14 protein-coding genes and 3 pseudogenes are annotated in these 18,636 nt (G+C 62.9%); 10 read left to right on the forward strand and 7 right to left on the reverse strand.

Features of this window, described 5'->3' with window-relative positions; genetic code table 11:
- The first annotated feature begins 291 nt into the window (after positions 1-291).
- Complete coding sequence (gene dnaB / locus ACXDF8_RS02570; protein WP_457221658.1) at positions 292-1,671, forward strand: replicative DNA helicase; 1,380 nt, start codon at positions 292-294, stop codon at positions 1,669-1,671.
- A gap of 188 nt (positions 1,672-1,859) precedes the next feature.
- Here dnaB and ACXDF8_RS02575 read toward each other — a convergent pair whose 3' ends face one another.
- Positions 1,860-2,174 carry a VOC family protein gene (locus ACXDF8_RS02575; protein ID WP_457221659.1) on the reverse strand — a complete coding sequence of 105 codons (315 nt, stop codon included), beginning with the start codon at positions 2,172-2,174 and terminating at the stop codon, positions 1,860-1,862.
- Here ACXDF8_RS02575 and ACXDF8_RS02580 point away from each other — a divergent pair.
- From ACXDF8_RS02580 to ACXDF8_RS02610, 7 genes and pseudogenes are all read left to right on the forward strand, one after another.
- Positions 2,158-2,723: pseudogene (locus ACXDF8_RS02580) on the forward strand (DODA-type extradiol aromatic ring-opening family dioxygenase); the annotation flags it as partial. The gene ACXDF8_RS02575 and the pseudogene ACXDF8_RS02580 overlap by 17 nt on opposite strands.
- 557 nt (positions 2,724-3,280) lie before the next feature.
- Positions 3,281-5,284 (forward strand): acetoacetate--CoA ligase, encoded by a 2,004-nt coding sequence (locus tag ACXDF8_RS02585; protein ID WP_457221660.1) that lies wholly within the window; start codon positions 3,281-3,283, stop codon positions 5,282-5,284.
- 59 nt (positions 5,285-5,343) lie between these two features.
- Positions 5,344-6,291, forward strand: coding sequence for a fumarylacetoacetate hydrolase family protein (locus ACXDF8_RS02590; RefSeq protein WP_457221661.1), 948 nt, complete (start codon positions 5,344-5,346; stop codon positions 6,289-6,291).
- A complete protein-coding gene (locus ACXDF8_RS02595; protein WP_457221662.1) occupies positions 6,288-6,740 on the forward strand; it encodes a nuclear transport factor 2 family protein in 453 nt (150 codons plus the stop codon). Before ACXDF8_RS02590 ends, ACXDF8_RS02595 begins: the two co-directional genes overlap by 4 nt.
- Positions 6,733-7,119: a cupin domain-containing protein gene (locus ACXDF8_RS02600; RefSeq protein ID WP_457221663.1), complete on the forward strand. Its 387-nt coding sequence runs from the start codon at positions 6,733-6,735 to the stop codon at positions 7,117-7,119. The genes ACXDF8_RS02595 and ACXDF8_RS02600 overlap by 8 nt, the downstream gene beginning before the upstream one ends.
- Before the next feature lie 45 nt (positions 7,120-7,164).
- Positions 7,165-8,481, forward strand: a complete 1,317-nt coding sequence (locus ACXDF8_RS02605; RefSeq protein ID WP_457221664.1) for an amidohydrolase family protein — start codon at positions 7,165-7,167, stop codon at positions 8,479-8,481.
- Between the two features lie 133 nt (positions 8,482-8,614).
- Complete coding sequence (locus tag ACXDF8_RS02610) at positions 8,615-9,379, forward strand: GntR family transcriptional regulator (protein WP_457221665.1); 765 nt, start codon at positions 8,615-8,617, stop codon at positions 9,377-9,379.
- Here ACXDF8_RS02610 and ACXDF8_RS02615 read toward each other — a convergent pair.
- The 3 genes from ACXDF8_RS02615 to ACXDF8_RS02625 form a co-directional block, all read right to left on the reverse strand.
- Positions 9,376-10,362 (reverse strand): NADP-dependent oxidoreductase, encoded by a 987-nt coding sequence (locus ACXDF8_RS02615; protein WP_457221716.1) that lies wholly within the window; start codon positions 10,360-10,362, stop codon positions 9,376-9,378. The genes ACXDF8_RS02610 and ACXDF8_RS02615 overlap by 4 nt on opposite strands.
- A 71-nt stretch (positions 10,363-10,433) precedes the next feature.
- Entirely contained in the window at positions 10,434-11,414 is a 981-nt protein-coding gene (locus tag ACXDF8_RS02620; RefSeq protein ID WP_457221666.1) for a VOC family protein, read from the reverse strand.
- A gap of 76 nt (positions 11,415-11,490) precedes the next feature.
- Complete coding sequence (locus ACXDF8_RS02625; RefSeq protein ID WP_457221667.1) at positions 11,491-13,182, reverse strand: bifunctional 3-(3-hydroxy-phenyl)propionate/3-hydroxycinnamic acid hydroxylase; 1,692 nt, start codon at positions 13,180-13,182, stop codon at positions 11,491-11,493.
- A gap of 714 nt (positions 13,183-13,896) precedes the next feature.
- On the opposite strand from ACXDF8_RS02625, the gene ACXDF8_RS02630 reads away from it, so the two are divergent.
- Entirely contained in the window at positions 13,897-15,546 is a 1,650-nt protein-coding gene (locus ACXDF8_RS02630; protein ID WP_457221668.1) for a bifunctional 3-(3-hydroxy-phenyl)propionate/3-hydroxycinnamic acid hydroxylase, read from the forward strand.
- Between the two features lie 138 nt (positions 15,547-15,684).
- A pseudogene (locus tag ACXDF8_RS02635) lies at positions 15,685-16,461 on the forward strand (Mu transposase domain-containing protein); the annotation flags it as partial.
- A gap of 105 nt (positions 16,462-16,566) precedes the next feature.
- Here ACXDF8_RS02635 and ACXDF8_RS02640 read toward each other — a convergent pair.
- From ACXDF8_RS02640 to ACXDF8_RS02650, 3 genes and pseudogenes are all read right to left on the reverse strand, one after another.
- Positions 16,567-16,779 (reverse strand): annotated as a pseudogene (locus ACXDF8_RS02640) (integrase core domain-containing protein); the annotation flags it as partial.
- A 15-nt stretch (positions 16,780-16,794) separates the two neighbouring features.
- On the reverse strand, positions 16,795-17,664 hold the full coding sequence (locus ACXDF8_RS02645) for an IS3 family transposase (RefSeq protein WP_457221669.1): 870 nt from the start codon (positions 17,662-17,664) through the stop codon (positions 16,795-16,797).
- A gap of 113 nt (positions 17,665-17,777) precedes the next feature.
- Entirely contained in the window at positions 17,778-18,491 is a 714-nt protein-coding gene (locus tag ACXDF8_RS02650; protein WP_457221670.1) for a GntR family transcriptional regulator, read from the reverse strand.
- Positions 18,492-18,636: the final 145 nt, after the last annotated feature.

The raw sequence follows: 18,636 nt of genomic DNA on the forward strand, positions 1-18,636 counted from the left end.
ATCCACAGTGCCCACCGGGGATTACTCTGCTCCCATCTGGGCAAATGTCGAAAATACGGATGTTCATCCACAGGTTCTCCCCAACGACTCAACACCACTATCCCCAGCTATGCACAAGCCACTAACAGGTTGATCAACAGGTCCGGTTTGCGGTGGCTGCAGCAACGTCTAGCGTGAGCCGTCGGCGATGCGTACCGGCGTCGGGCAAGCCGACTTTTGTCGGAGCCGCACGGTAGACATCTGAGCAACAGGTCGAACTCGCGTTCGAGACCGAGGAGGTGGGGGAACTCGATGGCGGTGGTCAACGACCTGGGTCAATCCGGGATGGATGGGCCTCCACCTGCCGAGGACTTCGGGCGGCAGCCGCCCCAGGATCTCGCGGCCGAGCAATCGGTGCTGGGCGGGATGCTGCTGTCGAAGGACGCCATCGCCGACGTGCTGGAGCGGCTGCGCCCGGGCGACTTCTACCGGCCCGCCCACCAGAACGTCTACGACGCGATCCTGGACCTCTACGGCCGTGGTGAGCCCGCCGACGCCGTGACCGTCGCCGCCGAGTTGGATCGCCGCGGACTGTTGCGCCGCATCGGCGGAGCCCCCTATCTGCACACCCTGATCTCCACGGTGCCGACCGCGGCCAACGCCGGCTACTACGCGGGCATCGTGGCCGAGAAGGCGCTGCTGCGCCGGCTGGTGGAGGCCGGCACCCGGGTGGTGCAGTACGGCTACGCCGGCGCAGAGGGTGCCGACGTCAACGAGATCGTCGACCGCGCGCAGGCTGAGATCTACGACGTGACCGAGCGGCGGACTGCCGAGGACTTCCTGCCGCTCGAAGATCTGCTGCAGCCGACGATGGACGAGATCGACGCCATCGCCTCCAGCGGCGGCATGTCCAAAGGTGTGCCGACGGGGTTCACCGAATTAGACGAGCTGACCAACGGGTTGCATCCCGGTCAGATGATCGTGGTCGCGGCCAGGCCCGGTATGGGGAAATCGACGCTGGGATTAGATTTTTTGCGTTCCTGCTCGATCAAGCACCGATTGCCGAGCATCGTGTTCTCACTGGAGATGAGCAAGTCCGAGATCGTCATGCGGTTGCTATCGGCCGAGGCCAAGATCAAGCTCGCCGACATGCGTTCGGGCCGGATGACCGACGACGACTGGACGCGGTTGGCGCGGCGCATGAGTGAGATCAGTGAGGCGCCGCTGTACATCGACGATTCGCCGAACTTGACGATGATGGAGATTCGCGCGAAAGCCCGTCGCCTGCACCAAAAAGCGGGGCTGCGGCTGATCGTGCTCGACTACCTGCAGCTGATGACCTCCGGCAAGAAGGTGGAGTCTCGTCAGCAGGAAGTCTCCGAATTCTCCCGTCAGATCAAGCTTTTGGCCAAAGAGCTGGAAGTTCCGGTGGTCGCGATGAGCCAGCTGAACCGCGGTCCCGAGCAACGCACCGACAAGAAGCCCATGCTGGCCGACCTTCGCGAGTCCGGTTCGATCGAGCAGGACGCCGATATGGTCATCCTGCTGCACCGCCCGGACGCCTTCGAGACCGACGATCCGCGTGGTGGTGAAGCCGACCTGATCATCGCCAAACACCGTGCGGGGCCGACACGTACGGTGACGGTGGCGCATCAGCTGCATCTGTCGCGGTTCACGAACATGGCGCGGTAACTGTCATTGTTTGTAGGTTCTCAAATTTGATGTCCAATTCTCGACTCAAATGTCCACTTGGACATTTCGGTGAGAATTCGCCCCGCGATGACGGCAGACCCACACTGAGCGCGCAGCTGGCCGCATTCACCGGAGAGATCTGACGACGGGGTGGCTGCTGCGAGTTGTCGCCGGACACGGCGTTGGCCCTAGTCGCGGTCGTGGTGGCAGACGGCTTCGAGTTTGAGGCCGAATGGGTCTAGCCAGAAGGTGGCGTAGTAGTGGCCGGAGTACTTGGGGAAGTGCTGAGGAGCGTAGAGGACGGTGTTGCTGTGGCTGAGGGTGAAGTCATGTGCGGCCTCGACGTGGGAGCGTCGGGGAACGATGAAGGCGAGATGCTGTAGCCCGGTTCGGTCTGGTGAGTAGTCGCCGTCTGTGGTGGATGGATAGAAGAACAGATAGGTTCCGGGTTTGCCATTGGTGGGCCTGAAGGCGAACTGGTCATCGGTGCCAATCTTCGTCAATGGCGTCGCTACTCCGCTATGCCCGGTCAGCCGCATCCGCGCGCTGGGCGCCGCCGTCGGTGCGGCGGCTACATCACTGGGCAAACGCGTAGCGTTCCTGGCTTCGGGCGGCCTCTCGCACGACCCGCCCGTCCCGGTGCTGGACGGGGCGCCGCCGCGGGTGGCCGACGCGCTTATTGAGGGACACCCGCCCACTGCCGAACAGCGGCAGCGCGGCGAGGACAGAGTGGTTCAAGCTGGCCGCGACTACGCCAGCGGGTCCACGACAATGATCCCAATCAATCCCGAATGGGACAACCACCTGCTCGACATCCTCGAAGCAGGGGCGCTGGCCGACCTCGACGACTGGACGCCCGAGGCCATGGCCCGCGCGGGCGGGGGTTCGGCGCACGAAGTCCGAACCTGGATCGCGGCGTACGCCTCGCTGGCCGCCTCTGGCCCGTACACGATGGATTTTCGGTATTACGAAGAGCCATCCCGGAGTGGATCGCCGGCTTCACGGTGACGACCGCCATACGCACCGCAGCACCGACTCCGGCCAGTGCCTAGATGCGCCGTCCTGACGCGGAGGGACGGCGGACTTCGCCGGCAACCTCTATTCACGCCAGCGCCGGGACGATGATGTATACCGGTACGGCCGCAGGACAGTTTCGAGTCTGAATGCAGTTCTCCGCAACCGGACGGACGTTACCTGCCATTCATGCCCCGGCTGCCGACGGCTGATGCTTTGGCTAAGATCGCGCGAGCATCTACGGGACTTGCCTCAGAGGTCACGACCGCAAGACCGCCAGAGGACTGCGGGGGGCGATGGTCCACGCAGCGACATCGCCGTCACCCGTGCACCGGAAAGTAGGTCTGAACCGGCACGACGCTGAGTCAAAGATCGCGCGGACAACCGGTCCCCTAGCGCTTCCCGGTCGATTTAGGTCGTGAGAGGAAAGGTGCGGCGCCTCCTGTTCTGACCCGAACTCACGCAGTGCCTGCACGATGCTTCGAGCAGCCCACGCAGTGAATGGACCGCGAGCGAGATCCGACAGCCGGGCCCGCACCTTGACCCGAGCCCGAGATTCTGCATACAGTATTAGCGACCAAGAGGAGACGTCGTAATGACCCCGAGTGACGCTGGTCCGCGGCACCCCGCCCCTGATGTGGTGTGGCGTCCCACTCCGGATATAGAACGCAATAGTGGCTTGGCCGCCTACCTCGAATGGCTTGACGGCCATCACGATTTGCAGTTCGGGGACTACTTGGACCTGTGGCGGTGGTCGATCGACGAACTGGACAGTTTCTGGCGTTCCATCGATGAGTTTGAAGGGCTTGGCCTATCGCACGGTGGCCCCGCACTTTCCGAATCTCTGATGCCCGGTGCCCAATGGTTCCCACATGCGCAACTCAACTACGCTGAGCAGGCGTTCCGCCGCATCCCTGATATGAACGCACCGGCCTTGATCCTCGTCGACGAGGTGGGTGATGTGACGGTGACGTGGTCGGAGTTGCGACGACAGGTGGCGGCGTTCGCCGCCCACCTGCGGAAATCCGGAATTGGTTCCGGCGATCGGGTCGTCGGTTATCTGCCTAACACCGAGGTCGCGATCGTGGCCTTCCTCGCCTGCGCTTCGGTCGGCGCCGTATGGTCGGTGTGCTCACCGGAATTCGGCAACAAATCGGTGGTGAACCGCTTCAGCCAGCTGCGCCCTAAGCTCCTGGTGGCGACCACCGGCTACATTTACGCTGGTAAGTACCGTGACCGTGTTGCCGACGTCACCGACATCGCCGGCCAGCTGGAGTCGCTAGAGCACATAGTTTGCGTCGACGCGCAACGCCCGCCGCAGGCTACCGCATCCATCGTTTCCTGGTCTGATGCAACCGCCGGCAGTCCGTCGCTGGAGTTCACTCGGGTCAGTTTCGATCACCCCCTGTGGGTGTTGTTTTCCTCCGGTACAACGGGCCTACCCAAAGGGATCGTGCACGGTCACGGCGGCATTGTGGTGGAGCATTTGAAAACGCTGCGTTTACAGAATGACCTTCGTTGTGAGGACCGGTTTCTCTTCGTCGGATCCACCAGTTGGATGGTGTGGAATCTGATGGTCAGCGGTCTGCTGGTGGGGGCCACATTGGTCGTGCTGGACGGCAGCCCCGTGCAGCCCGACTTGGGACATCTGTGGCGCGTCGCCGCTCGCCACCAGGTCACAATCCTGGGAATGGGGGCCGGGCTGATCAATACTTACCGCAATGCGCAACGCCACCCTGGCCTCGAAGCCGACCTGACCGCGCTGCGTTCGATCATCGTGACTGGATCCCCTTTGGGCGCAGACGGTTTCAGCTGGGTTCGCGATGAGGTCGGCCCGAGCACCTGGCTTGCCTCCTGCAGCGGCGGAACCGACATCTGTTCGGCGTTCGTGGGTGGGGCACCTTCACTTCCGGTGCGCGCGGGTCGCATTCAGGCGCCCAGCCTCGGAGTGGCGGTGGCAGCCTGGAACGACAACGCCCAACCCGTGGTCGGGCAGCCCGGTGAATTGGTGGTCACCAAACCGATGCCATCGATGCCGCTTTATTTTTGGGCCGACAGCGATGGCACGCGCTACCTCGATAGCTATTTTCGGATGTTCCCCGGTGTGTGGCGCCACGGCGATTACATCGAATTCGACGAAGACGGCAGTTCAGTCATTCACGGCCGGTCCGATTCCACGTTGAACCGGCAGGGCGTACGAATGGGATCGGCGGAGATTTATTCTTCCGTTGAACACCTGCCGGAGGTCGTCGAGGCGCTGGTGGTGGGTGTGGAGCATCAGGATGAGTACTACGTCCCGTTGTTCGTGCAGCTGTCCCCCGATGCTGATCCCGCTGCGGCCACCGAACGGATTCGCGACGCGATTCGCACGTCGCTATCGGCCCGACACCTACCAGATGACGTCATCGTGGTCCCAGGAATTCCTCACAACCGCGTCGGGAAGAAGTTGGAGATCCCCGTCAAGCGTTTACTACAGGGCGCTCGGCTCGAAGACGTCGTCGATGCCGGATCGGTCGACAATCTAGAGGTACTCGCCCACTTTGCAGAAGCAGGTCGTCGCCCCGCGCAGCGTGCTACGACCCCGGCGTCGTCGTCGTAACGGCGCGCCGCACTGACCGGATCTCCCGTTGTTTCTTCCCCACTAATTAAGGAATCGCTGTGCGCCTTGTGACCTATGACCGCGGCCAGGGGCCACGCCCTGCCCTGCAGCACCGGCAAGACTCCGAACTCATCGATGTCGCCACGCTGGCCGGCATTGCCGGTATTGAGGGTTTTGGTGATGCCGATAGCGACATCATTCCTATCCTGGCGCTCGGCGCCGAGGGTTCGGCGCGTCTAAGAGAGTTGGCGACCAAGCACGAGGATGAACTGCGCGACCGGGGCGCCCTTCACGATCACGAGTCAGTCACGTTGTGCGCGCCGGTCCTCAAACCGGAGAAATTCATCTGCATCGGCCTCAACTATCACGACCACGCCGCCGAGACCGGGCAGCCGATACCCAGTGAACCCATTTTCTTCGGAAAGTTCGCGAATTCGCTCATTGGTCACGGCGCTGCCGTGCGTCCCCCGGCAATCACGTCTCAAGTTGATTACGAAGCCGAGTTGGCCGTGGTGATCGGTAAGGCGGGGCTCAACATCCCCGCCTCGAAGGCCCTTGACCACGTCGCAGGGGTGATGCCGCTAAACGATGTCAGCGCTCGCGACCTGCAGATGGCCAACCAGCTTTGGACCGGAGGCAAAGCAATCGACACCTTCGCCCCGGCTGGCCCGGCGCTGGTGCTGCTCGACGAGATCGGTGACGTGCAGGCGCTGCCCATCAAGGCGCGTGTGAACGGAACGACCGTCCAGGACTCCAACACCTCCGCCATGATCTTCACCGTGGCCGATCTGGTGGCGTACCTGTCGCGGATTATGACCCTGGTGCCCGGAGACATCATCGCCACCGGAACCCCGGCAGGGGTAGCTCGCTCACACGGACCTATGACCTTCCTGCAGACCGGCGATGTCGTCGAAGTCGACATCGACGGTATCGGATTGCTGCGCAACCCCATTGGCGAGCCAATTCCGGCACCACCACGTGAGACTGTGGCCGAGGCAGCCCGGTGAGCGTCGCCGTGCCGGCCGAGTTATCCAGCGCCGACCACCAAGTGCTCACCGAGCTCATCATCGAACACGCCTGGCTGCTCGACCACGGCCGCTGGCATGACGTTGCCCAGCTTTACGTCCCTAACGGCAGTCTTCGACTGGGCCCCAACAGTGTCCAGGGCCATGACGGTCTCCGGGAGTGGGCTGATCGGCGCGCCGCCAATACGGCCCGACATACCCACCATCAGTGCACCAACATTCGCCTGCGCGCCGAGGCTCCTGGTACCGCAAGCGGTACGGTCATGCTGGTCTTGCACGTCGTCGAGGGCGATGGCGGGGCAAAAATTGAGTTTGTGGGCGAGTACCGGGACCTGTACACCCGCACCGGAGAAGGCCAGTGGCACTTTCAGTCACGGGCGCTATTCCCGCTCGGTCACACCGACACGCAGAACGGATCCACCGATGCCTAAGCGCGTCATTCACGCACAACTGTCCTCCTTGCCTCAAGAAAGCATCGCCGGCGGAGCGCTAGTGCGCACCGCCGTACGCAGTGACGATTCGCTGGTGACGATCAACTGGTTCCATCCCGGCCATGACGTCCCTACACCACCGCCGCATTCACACCCTTTTGACCAACTCAGTTTCGTCTTCGCAGGAGCAGTGGGCTTCGAGGTCGACGGCCAGGTTTATGAGGTCCGCGCTGGAGAGGTGCTTCAAATCCCCGCGGATGCGCCGCACACAGCGTGGCTGATCGGCGAGGATGTGGCGCTCAACGTCGATGTCTATGCGCCTGTGCGAGAAGATTATCGTTACCTCGTCGATCACCAGGCTGATGCGTTCGACGACTAAGGACGCGCAGACGGCACGACGTCGACGTCGGTGATGGTGGCTCCCGTGGCAGCCGCTGGCTGCGAGAACAACTGGCTAATCCGCGGTGGTCTGCTCCTCACACAGGATCTGTCGTTAGGTACGCTCCGGGGCGACGTCCGGATTGTCGATGGCCGCATTGACGCCATCGGCGACGTCGCCGCTCCGCCAGGAGCGCGCATCATCGACGCCACCGGGAAAGTGGTGTTGCCCGGGTTTGTCGACACCCACCGCCACAATTGGCAAGGTGCGTTACGGCTGGCCGGTCTCGGATGGGATTTTCCCACCTACCGCCAACACGTTCAGCTGACCTGGGGTCCTCGCTTCACCCCCGAGGACACCTACCTCGGTGAGCTTGTCGGAGCTCTGGCCGCGCTCGATGCGGGCATCACCACGCTGCGCAGCGAGTCCCACATCCAAAACAGCCCGGACCACGCTGATGCGGTTGTTGCCGCGCTCCGCGACAGCGGCATTCGTGCAGTCTTCGCCCATGGATGGCCTTGCCGTGACTCCGATGCCTGGATGCTTGATAGTACGAGAACCCACTTGCGCGACATCAGCCGCTTGCGCACCGACGTTTTGGCCGACGACACCGCGTTGGTAACTCTGAACGCGATGCTGCGTGGACCTGATATGAGTACCCCCGAAGTCACCGCCCATGACCTAGCCTTGGCGCGCGCACTCGGCGTGCGATCAAGCATGCACGTCGGCTGGCGCCCAGGCGGTATCGCGCATCTGCGTGACGCCGGACTCCTCGACAACGACCTACTGTTCGTGCACTGCTGCGCCTCCAGCGACGACGAGCTGCAGATGGCGGCCGATGCCGGGGCAGCCACCTCGGTGGCCTCGACTGTGGAGATCACCATGCCGGGGTTAGGGCCGCCGGCAACTGATCGGATCATAGCGACGGGGTCCAGGCCCAGCCTCAGCAGCGATACCGAGGTGTGTGTCGCCGGCGACATGTTTGCCGCGATGAGAGCCGCACACGCGGCATCAGCGCTGCACGCAACGATCCACCCGGGGGACGAGTGGGCCCTGCCCTCGGCGACCGACCTGCTGGCGTTCGCTACGCGAGACGGCGCGGTCGCCGCCGGGTTGAGCGATCGGATAGGCACCATCACCCCCGGTAAACAGGCCGACCTGATCATGATCGATCTCACCGCCCCGCATTTAGCGCCCGCCACCGAACCCGTCCAAGCGATCGTTGCCGCCGCGACAGCCGCTGATGTCACCTTGGTCATGGTCGCCGGACGTGTCCTCAAAGACTGCAGTCTGACTCATCGAGGTATCGGGCAGGTGTACGACGAGGCGCGACGTTCCCGAGAGGCCGTCATGCGGCCCTAACTGTATGCAGAAGAGTGCGCCCGCAGGTAGGGTGGAGATCGCCAGAGAGCAGAATCCCCAGTGCCACACACCGGGGGCGGGGGCAGCGCTGCGGCCGGGCTCTCCACCAAAGAAACTTCTAGGAAGAGACACGATGGCAGAGTTGACGGCCGTAGCGCCGCGCGAGGATGCAGCTGTGGTGGCCCTGGAGCCGGTCAACACCACGGCCCAGGCGTACACGATCATCCGTGCCGCGATCATCAACGCCGAGCTGAAGCCAGGTGCGGTGGTTTCGCAGGTGCAGTTGGCGGCCCACCTCGACATCAGCCGCACCCCGTTGCGAGAAGCATTGCGCCGACTGCAAAGTGAGGGTCTCCTCGAAGGCGACTTCAATCGACGTCTGCGGGTGGCTCCGCTGTCGGTCACCGACCTCGAACAGGTTGCGGCGATGCGCATCGTCTTGGAGACGCTTGGCGTACAAGCCAGTGTGCCCAGCCTCGACGAGACACAACTGGCAACTGCGGCCGCGGCTTTCGAACAAATGGATCGAGCGTGGACTGACACCAGTGGCGGCTCTTTCCAAGACTTCCGTGTGCCCCACCGCATATTCCACACCACCTTGTTCAGCGGCGCCGGCACTCGGGTGCGCTGCCAGCTCGAGGAGCTCTGGGATCACGCCGAGCGCTATCGGGCGTTTTATCGCGAGTCAGCCCACGATGCCGCGGTGCTCGCCCACATCGCACATGACGAACATGCCGCCATTTTGGCTAGCGCGCGCAATCGTGACGCCCGAGGCTGCGCCAAACTGACCGCGGCCCACCTAGCCCGGACCGCGCTGACCACGCTGGCTAAGCTCGACCCCACCCACGATCCCGCGATCGTGCGGCAAGCGACCATGTTGGCGACGGGCGACGGTTAGCCAGTGCCGCCGACCCGCAATACGCGCTTGCCGAGGTTGGCACCGTCGAATAACCCGGCCAGTGCGCTAGGGAATTCAGCGACCCCGCCGTCCACGATGTCCTCGACAGCGATCAACTCTCCCGCGTGCAGCCACGCCGCAATCTGCTGTTGCGCTTCGGAATAGCGGTGCACGTAGTCGAAGATCAGGAAGCCTTCCATCCGTGCCCTTTTAACGAGGAGTGCGCGGTGATTTCTCAGACCCTCCCAATCCTCGGCGTTGTACTGAGAAACGGTGCCGCACAGGATTACTCGCGCGTTCAGGCGCAGGCGCGCCAGCGCTGTGTCGAGTTGGGTTCCACCCACGTTATCGAAGAATATGTCGATGCCTTCGGGTGCGACCTCATCAAGTGCTTCTGCGACATCCTGCGACTTGTAGTCGATGGCCGCATCGAAGCCGAGTTCGTCAATGAGCCATTGGCATTTGCGAGCGCCACCAGCGATACCGATCACCCGGCAGCCCAAGATCTTGGCGATCTGCCCGGCAATACTGCCCACCGATCCCGCCGCGCCCGAGACCACCACCGTCAAGCCCGCAACGATGGCAGCGACGTCGGTCATGCCGAAGTACGCTGTCATCCCCGAGATGCCCAGCGCCCCTAGATACCTCGGCAGCGGGGCCGAAGTATCAGCGAGCGCAGTCAGCTCACCGCCGTCGACAGTGCTGTACTGCTGAACACCGAGGCGACCGGTCACAATGGTCCCGGCCGGCATCCGTGCACTAGCGGAGGCTAGGATCCGGCCCACCCCGAATGCGGGCATCACCGCGCCGAGGGGAACCGGATCGATGTATGACCCGCCCGCGCTGATCCAATTACGCATTCCCGGATCGATAGACAGGAACAAGGTCTCGACGACAACCTCGGCATCGGCTGGACTTCGCACCGGTTCTTCTGACACCGACCAGCAATCGGCACTAGGAATGCCCACGGGTCGAGAGACCAGTCGCAACACCTGGTTGGTTGCAGGAACGCAATCACCGGAACGCGCAGAAGGCGCCGGGCAGGAGGGCTGCGTCACGCAGGGGCGCCGGCATTAGACCCGGCGTGGTGACCCCAGGCGCTGATGCGGTCATACTTGACGACTTCCCAGTCATCGTCGACGGTGACCGCTCCGGCGCCCAGCTCGAAGTTCACCCCACCAGGCCCAGCACTGTAGAAGCTAAACATCCGGTCGTTGGGATGGCGGCCCAAATCACGCGCGATCGCGTAGTTCCCCTTCAGGGCACGGTCATAGGCGTGACCGACATTATCCATGGAGACCGTCTCGATCATGATGTGATCGAGTTTTTTCGGGAACTCGGGCACGGGCACGAAAATCAACGCCAACGAATGGTGCCGCCCGTTGCAGTGATAGAAGTTGCCCGTCACCTCCAGACCGTTCATGTCGATGACAAGGTAGTCCGACAGCTTGAAAGCCAAGGCATTGATCGCGAACGCGTCCGCCGCGGCGAAATCGTCAGGTCCCCCCGCCACGAAGAACACGCTGTGCCCTAACCCCAGGTCACCGGTGAGGAATCCACCGGGCAGCAGCGGAGACTCGAAAGGCTCGTCGGTGTTGGCCAGTTCTAACGCGATTTCGATGCGGACGCCCCAAGGTGCGATGACGTGCACCATTTTTTTCACTTTGCGTGTAGTGATCTCGTCGTCAGAACCTGGTACCGGCTCGTAGCCCTGCTGACGCAGCCGGTCGAGCGTGGCGTCGAACTCAGCACTGTCGGCGACCACAAAGCCGGCATAGGCGGCGTCGTCGAGGGGGCCCTCGGTGACCAGCAACCGGTGCGCCTTATGGTCCATGCGCCAAGCGCTGGTCCCGTCCACTGGTGGCTGGCTGGGAATCAGTCCCAATACGCCGGACAAATACTCGCTAAAGGCGTCGGTATCGGATACCTCAAGACCCATGTAGCCCAGTTCCATCTTGGATTCTCCTTCAATCTTGGTGTCAATCGCGTTGATGATGTTGGTTCGATGCTGGCGCAGGGATTGCGCCGGGACCATCGGTCGCTGCTTCGGCGCTCTTATGACTTCGCAGTCAGCGGTCTCGACCGCGTGGCGCAGCAACCAGGTGCAATTGTCATGGTGACTCCGAGGCCACCAGTGGAGCATTGCGCTCCCGGCCGGCGTCGTGCAGAACGACGTGCTCCACGTGGGGCCGAGTATCGGCAATCGAGAAGTGCTGCGGCACAAGGCTATCGCGTTCGCAGCCGAACACGATCCGGTCGGGTCGGATAATAACAATCCGTGCGTCGTGCCGCCGAAAGTACCTCTCGAGTTCTCCGGAGTCATCACGAAACTCGTTGTCCGCCAGGCGCTGCAGCTTGAGACCAGCAGGGCGCACCGTTAGGAACTTGGCCCCGAGGCTTCGCCAGGCGGTGGTCACTTCTGGAGACAGGACGGCATCGGGTCGAACGTCGTAGCCCAATACCACGAATCCGTGACCAAGTAGATCATCCATCGGTTGAGCAGCGCCGTCGGAGGTGCTGACCGCCGGTTGCCACACCGGCCGGCCAGCTGGACTGCGCAGGCCGCGACGGGCGGCAAGAAAACCACTGGTCAGCCGCAGCTGGGGCTTCCACCGCTGGTTGTACAACCATCCTGAAAGTACCGGCAGCCGCGACGCGGTGCGCAGCACCTTATTGCGCGCGGAGGCCAGCCTCCGACTACGGATATTGACCAGACGCCCCAGGGTAAGCGTCATCCTTGTCATGGCCTCGACGTGCGGGCGCCGCTCGGTGTCGTAGGTCTCCAGTAGCGCAGGCTCAGCGCGACCATGCACTACCTCGGCCAACTTCCACGCCACGTTCGCAGCGTCGCGCACCCCCGAACTCATGCCCTGCCCAGCGAAGGGAGGCATGATGTGGGCGGCGTCACCGCACAACAGCACCCTGCCCTTTTTCCACTGCGTGGCAGTGCGGACGTGGAAGGTATATATCCAATGACGTAAAATATCGATTTCTTTGGCATCAACGCCACGCTCGGCAAGCAAGCGGGCGATGTTCTCCGGGCGCTCCACCTCGGCGGGATCCTCGTCTGCTCGCAACCGGAACTCCCACCGGTGGTGGCCCATCGGTGCCTGACAGTCGATCCCCACACGCTCGGGGCTGGCAAGGAAAATGAAATCCACCGGACCGTTGGTGGGACGCTCATAAATGGCCTTGGCTTGAATGTCGAGCCACGGCTCAGGCAGCGACCGACCCGCAAAGGACATCCCCAACATTTTGCGCACAGGACTCGAACCTCCGTCGCAGGCCAGCACATAACGCGCCCGCACCGACCGCACCTGCTTGGTCGCGACGTCCTCCACCGTCAGCACAACGACCTCGCCGGTGTCTTCGACGCCGACCACCTGCTGCCCGCAGTCCGTGTGCACATGCGGGAAAGCAGCAAGATTCGCCCGCAGAATTGATTCCACCTTCGGCTGATGAAAGAAGGCGCTTCCCGGCAGGCCCTGCGAGCCGGGCGCGGACAGGTCAAAGGAGAAGAACACGTCTTGACCGTCGGTGTAATGCACTGTGACCGATTGATCGAGATCCTCTGCAATAGCGTCTAGCAAACCCAGCGACTGCCATACGCGCAGCGCATCCTCGTCCGCGGCGATAGCCCGCTGGCGGGGATAGGTATCAACGTCACGTTCGAGCACCACGGTAGCCACCCCACGCTGGCCCAATAAGTTCGCGGCCGTCACCCCGGTTGGACCCATCCCCACGATCGCCACGTCGAAGTCAACGTCGCTATCACCGAACGGGCCATCCACTTTTGCAGGCATTGCGGTACTCCTGAGTTCACTCGTGGCTGCGTCATCACCGCGTACACGCGGCAAAACACTTGTCGGACATACGTTTAAGCTAAAGCTGGAAGCTGGGAATCCCCACCGCATATTTGCGCCTCTGCTGACGCGAGCCGCCAATAGCTTGGCCTGCAGGGGCCTGTACGCGCCACCTCGCGTGCCGCGCGCTCGCCTGGTCGGTCGAAATTGGATATGGCAGTGCGCACCGACACGTCCTCCTCCTTCTCCGAAACCGCGCTCACCCCCTTCCACCTCACTGCGGCTGGGGTTCGCCCGTTCCTGCACTGGCGGAAAATCTGTATGCAGGACTACTATACCCGAGTGTGGTCGACATCACCATCGTGCGAACACGAATCTCGACCCGCAGAACCGCTCTCTACCAAACACACAAGTTAACGCCGCCTTGCGGAGGCCCACCTTGAATGCCCGCGCCGAGTGGATCGTTGCCCCGATCCGCGGCTGCTGCACACAGAACCAACATCCTCTCGCTCAGAACACGTTCCACCCTGCGGCACGGCCGATCTCATGGCTGCTGCACATTGAGCACACTATGTGCACCTGATCACACCGTCTCCACCACTAAGGCGTCGATGAGCAGGCAAAGCAATAGAAAGGTAGGTGCACCATGACGTACCGAGCGCATACTCGGACAACCGTTGAGACCCTGGCGGGCCGCCACGAGGAGGCGCGAGGATGACCATCGCTGACAGCTCTCGTCCAGAAGTTGTGGCCAACCCGCCCCAAGACCCCGACGACAACCGTCCCTATGACATCGCCATTGTCGGTTACGGTCCCGCCGGCGAGGCCGCGGCCAACCTGGCGGGCCAACTCGGCCTGCGCACCATCGTGGTCGAACGCGACGCCGATGTGTTTCCTCGCCAGCGCGCAATCTCCATCGATGCCGAATCGCTGCGCATCATCGGCAACCTCGGACTCTACGACCAGGTAACGGCCACCATGCACCGGGGAACCACGCTTCAGTTCACCGGCTTAAACGGAAAGCCGTTCCTGAGTGTGCTGCCGGTCCCCACTGACCACTGCGGCGAAACGCAAGCCAACTTCTTCCACCAACCGTGGCTAGAAGCCACGCTGCGCGAGGGCGTGCAACGTTGGCCATCGGTGACGGTGCAATGCGGATGGGAGTACCGCGATTTCACCCAAGACGCCGACCTGGTAACCCTAGAAATCGAAGAAATTACCACCGGCGCCATCAGCACCATCCAGACACGATATCTTCTGGCCTGCGATGGGGGCAGCAGTCCTGTGCGCAAACGGCTAGGCGTGCCGTTCGCCGGCGATTCCTACTCCGAGCAGTGGATGGACGTCCAAGCCCGCGTAAAACGCCCAATACACGTATCCCCCCACTTCCAATTCATCTGCCTACCGGACCGCCCCGGTATTCGGTGCCCGTGTCCGGGCGGCTACTACCGATGGGAATGGAGAATCAACCCTGGTGAAGACGCAGAAGAGATGCTTCGGCCCGAAAACATATGGAAGGTCCTCGCCGCCGAAGGCATCACCGAAGACGACGTCGAGATCGCCCGCACGTGGAGCTACACCTTTCACGTTCGCAAATGCAAACAATGGCGCGTCGGCCGAGTGCTGATGGTCGGCGACGCCGCCCACGTCATGCCCCCGTTCGCCGGACAAGGATGCTCGGGCGCCTTCCGCGACGCCTCGAACCTCATCTGGAAAATCGAAGCCGTACTCCGCGGACGCGCCGACGACGCCTTGCTCGACACGTATCAAGCCGAACGTGAACCCCACCACGACGCTATGTCCGCCGCAGCGGTGCGCATCGGCCGCCTCGTCATGCCACCCAACCGCATCACCGCCCAAATCCGCGACACTGCACTACGTTTGGTGCAAAAGGTCCCTGGAGTCGAGCGAGCCCTCAGCGTGGCAGTCCTGCGCCCCGCGCCCCTCACCAACGGATTCCTCGACCGCCGCGGCGACCCACCCAAAACAAGCGCGGTCGGACACCTCATCAAAGCGGTGACCGTCGCCACTCCAGGGGTGTCCCTCGTGCCCCTCGACGAAGCACTAGGGGCCGGCTGGGCCATCCTCGGCCTCCGCGACCCCGTCGACTCCATCCCCGCCGACATACAACAAGCGTGGGAGCGCTTTAAACCAACGTACCTAACGGTGAGAGCGGGCACTTCCCTGGTCGATACCGGTGAAATCGGTGATCCCACCGGTCAGCTGCACGACTGGATGATCAAGCACCACTGCCGCTTTGTCGTCGTGCGCCCCGACCGATACGTCTACGCCACCGCCGACGACCCTCGTCAGCTGCCCTCACCAAATTTGATCCCGACCACCCTGACACCCCATCTGCTTTGACGAGTCAGGTGCCAAGCGAGACCTGAATTGAACGGTCTATGACAACCCCCTGCCCGCGGGCCAACCCCCCCATCAGCCACCGCATCATCGACCTCAGCGAAATATCGATGCACATCGCCGAAGTCGGCGAAGGACCCCCGCCGGATGGGGATCGCGCGGAATACGGTGTGTTCGGCGCTGCGCGGTGAGGTAGCTCCGCGGCGAGAGCGGGGACCGCGGGCCAAGCTGGCCGATGACGTCGAGCCCCGGATTCGAGTGTTGTTGGCGCAGTGGCCCACGATGCCGGCCACGGTGATCGCCGAGCGCATCGGCTGGCAGCCACTCGATGACCACGCTCAAGGACCGCGTGCGACTCATTCGGCCGGAGTATCTGGGGGTCGATCCGGTCGACCGGATGGTCTACGAGCCCGGTCAGGTGGCGCAGTGCGATCTGTGGTTTCCTGCGACGCGGATTCCGGTGGCAGCGAGCCAGGACCGGGTGTTGCCGGTGCTGGTGATGATGCTGAGCTTCTCCCGCTTCCTGACCGCCACGATGGTCCCTTGGCCCCACCACGGGACCCCGAATACAAGGGATTGGTCGAGCGTGCCAACGGCTACCTGGAGACGTCGTTTCTGCCGGGCCGGGTCTTCGTCTCGGCGCAGGACTTCAACACCCAGCTGCAGGACTGGCTGGTGCGGGCCAATCAACGCACGGTACGCGCGGTCCACGGTCGGCCCGCCGACCTGCTGGAGACCGAGTACCTGTCGATGTTGCCCCTACCTCCGGTGGTTCCACCGATCGGCCTGAACCACCGAATCCGTTTGGCCCGTGACTATTACGTCCGGGTCGACGGGTGCGACTACTCGGTCGACCCGCGGGTCATCGGTCGCTTCGTCGACGTCACCGCCAGCCTGACCGAGGTCGTGGTCTACTGCACGGATAGGTGACAGTTTGACCTGTCCTACCTGTTGGGTTCCAGGCGTGGTGGCTAACTGACGGCGGTGAGGGCTGTCGTTGGTGAAGGATAGTTCGTACTCGATCGGGGTGCGGTAGTTCAGCGCCGAGTGGCGGCGTTGGCGGTTGTGGAAGATCTCGATGTAGTCGAAGATCGCGTTGGCCAACTCGACGCGGGTTTTCGACTTCTGGCGGTCGAGCAGCTCGATCTGCATGGAGGACCAGAAGCTTTCCATCATAGCGTTGTCCAGGCCGTCGCCGATTGATCCGAACGATGGGACCAGTCCGGCAGAGCGGATCTTTTCGCCGAAAACTTATGAGGTGAAATGGGTTCCGTGGTCGGCGTGAACGATTCCGCCGGCTGCTGGCCGGCGGTTGCGGATGGCCATATCCAACGCGTTGACCACGAGCGAGGCATCGGCCTTCGAGTCCATCGACCAGCCCACGATCCGGCGGCTGAACGCATCCAGCACAGCGCAGCAGTACAGCCATCCTTCACGAGTACGATGCTGCGTGATGTCAGTGACCCACAGTTCATTTGGCGACAGTCGATGAAACTTTCGATTGACCAGATCATCGGCAGCGACGACCCCACGTAGCCGTTTCACCCGCACTGGCCCGGGCAGGCCGTAGATGCCGGCCAGAGTCATCAGAACCGACACGGTGCGCGGGCACACCGTAATTCCCATGCCGAGGGTCAGTTCGGCATGGACACGGCGATAGCCGTAGGTCCCACGGGAGGCGACGTGGATCTCGCGGATCAGTCCGGTCAGCCATTGGCGGCGCAACTGGGTGGCTGTGGTCGGTTTTCGTTTGTGTTTGTAGTAGTTCTGGCGGGCGATGCCAAGCACTTTGCAGCAGCGATCCACAGGCGCTCCGGCGTCGACGAGTCGGTCGATCACCGGATAGATCCTTGTGGGCGGGGCTTGCCCTCCCCGAGGAACGTGGCGGCCTGGCGCACGATGGCCAGCTCCCGGATTCGTCGCCGCGCAGCGCGCAACTCGGGTGATTCGCTCGTCGGGACACCGGGACGCCCCCCCGCGGTCGATGTCGTCCTGCTTGATCCACGTCGACAACGTGACCGGATGAATCCCGAGGTCGTCAGCGGTCTGTTTCTGCGGCTTGCCGGCGCGCACGAGCGCGATCGCGCGAGCACGGAACTCGGCCGGATAGGGGCGGGCCATGACGGTCAGCCTTTCGTACAGGCCGTCACTTAGCCACCGAATCTGGAACCCAAACCGTGGGTCAGGTCAAGATGTCACCCATTCGTGCAGCAGACCCGTCCCTCATCCGGAAGCTAGGCGGATTCGGTTCGGCGTTCTCCGTCGATGATGGCGACCGTGCCGATGATGTGCTGCCGCATGGCCTCTCGTGCCGCGTTTTCGTCACGGTCGCGGATGGCTGCGGCGATGGCTTCGTGGTCACATTGACGCTGGGGAAGTGCGCTCGACAAGGGGTTGCTTATCCCGGCTGTATTGATGAGGAAGTCGGAGAGGTCCCACATGCGCTGGCTGGTTTCTTCCATGATGCGGGAGTGCGACATGGCGTGAATCGCAGCATGAAATTCTCGGTTGTGGATGCGGTATCCACGTGCCCGCACAGCGGGATCTGCAGATTCGAGGAGATGGTCGACGTCGGTGAGTGTGCGGCGCAGGGTGTCGAGTTGGCGGTCGGTTCGTCGTGATGCCGCGACGGCGGCGATGGTGGCTTCGAAGTCGCTGAAGAGCAGATAGAAGTCTTCGATCTCTCGGTGACTGTAGCGGACGACCTCTATGCCGGACTGCGGGATGATCGCGACGAGCCGGTCGGCGGCCAGGCGTCGAAGTGCGTCCATGACGGGTTGCTTGCTGACCTGAAATTCCTGTCGTACCTGCTCGACGACGATACGGTCGCCGGCGGCGTAGACACCATCCAGTAGGCGCGACTTCAGGGTGTCATAGAGCACCGCCGAGAGTCGAGCGCCGGAGAGCCGAGCGGCGGCCGACGTGTTGTCGTCGAACGTTGAGGGCATGAGGTGCTCCTTCGGCTGCGCTGCTGCACTAGGAGGCCGACACGGAGGGGCCGGTGTGCAGCACAACTAGCATTCTAGTACTTGTGGGCCCCGTCACTTTCGGCTATGGTGCGTTGGAACGCTAGCATTCCAGTTGAACCCAGGG

Source organism: Mycolicibacterium sp. CBM1, from assembly GCF_054073305.1.

Coding starts and splice junctions, on each gene's coding strand:
- dnaB (WP_457221658.1), top strand. CDS start 292: ATGGCGGTGGTCAACGACCTGGGTCAATCCGGGATGGATGGGCCTCCA.
- ACXDF8_RS02585 (WP_457221660.1), top strand. CDS start 3,281: ATGACCCCGAGTGACGCTGGTCCGCGGCACCCCGCCCCTGATGTGGTG.
- ACXDF8_RS02600 (WP_457221663.1), top strand. CDS start 6,733: ATGCCTAAGCGCGTCATTCACGCACAACTGTCCTCCTTGCCTCAAGAA.
- ACXDF8_RS02610 (WP_457221665.1), top strand. CDS start 8,615: ATGGCAGAGTTGACGGCCGTAGCGCCGCGCGAGGATGCAGCTGTGGTG.
- ACXDF8_RS02620 (WP_457221666.1), bottom strand. CDS start 11,414: ATGGTCCCGGCGCAATCCCTGCGCCAGCATCGAACCAACATCATCAAC.
- ACXDF8_RS02625 (WP_457221667.1), bottom strand. CDS start 13,182: ATGCCTGCAAAAGTGGATGGCCCGTTCGGTGATAGCGACGTTGACTTC.
- ACXDF8_RS02630 (WP_457221668.1), top strand. CDS start 13,897: ATGACCATCGCTGACAGCTCTCGTCCAGAAGTTGTGGCCAACCCGCCC.
- ACXDF8_RS02645 (WP_457221669.1), bottom strand. CDS start 17,664: ATGGCCCGCCCCTATCCGGCCGAGTTCCGTGCTCGCGCGATCGCGCTC.
- ACXDF8_RS02650 (WP_457221670.1), bottom strand. CDS start 18,491: ATGCCCTCAACGTTCGACGACAACACGTCGGCCGCCGCTCGGCTCTCC.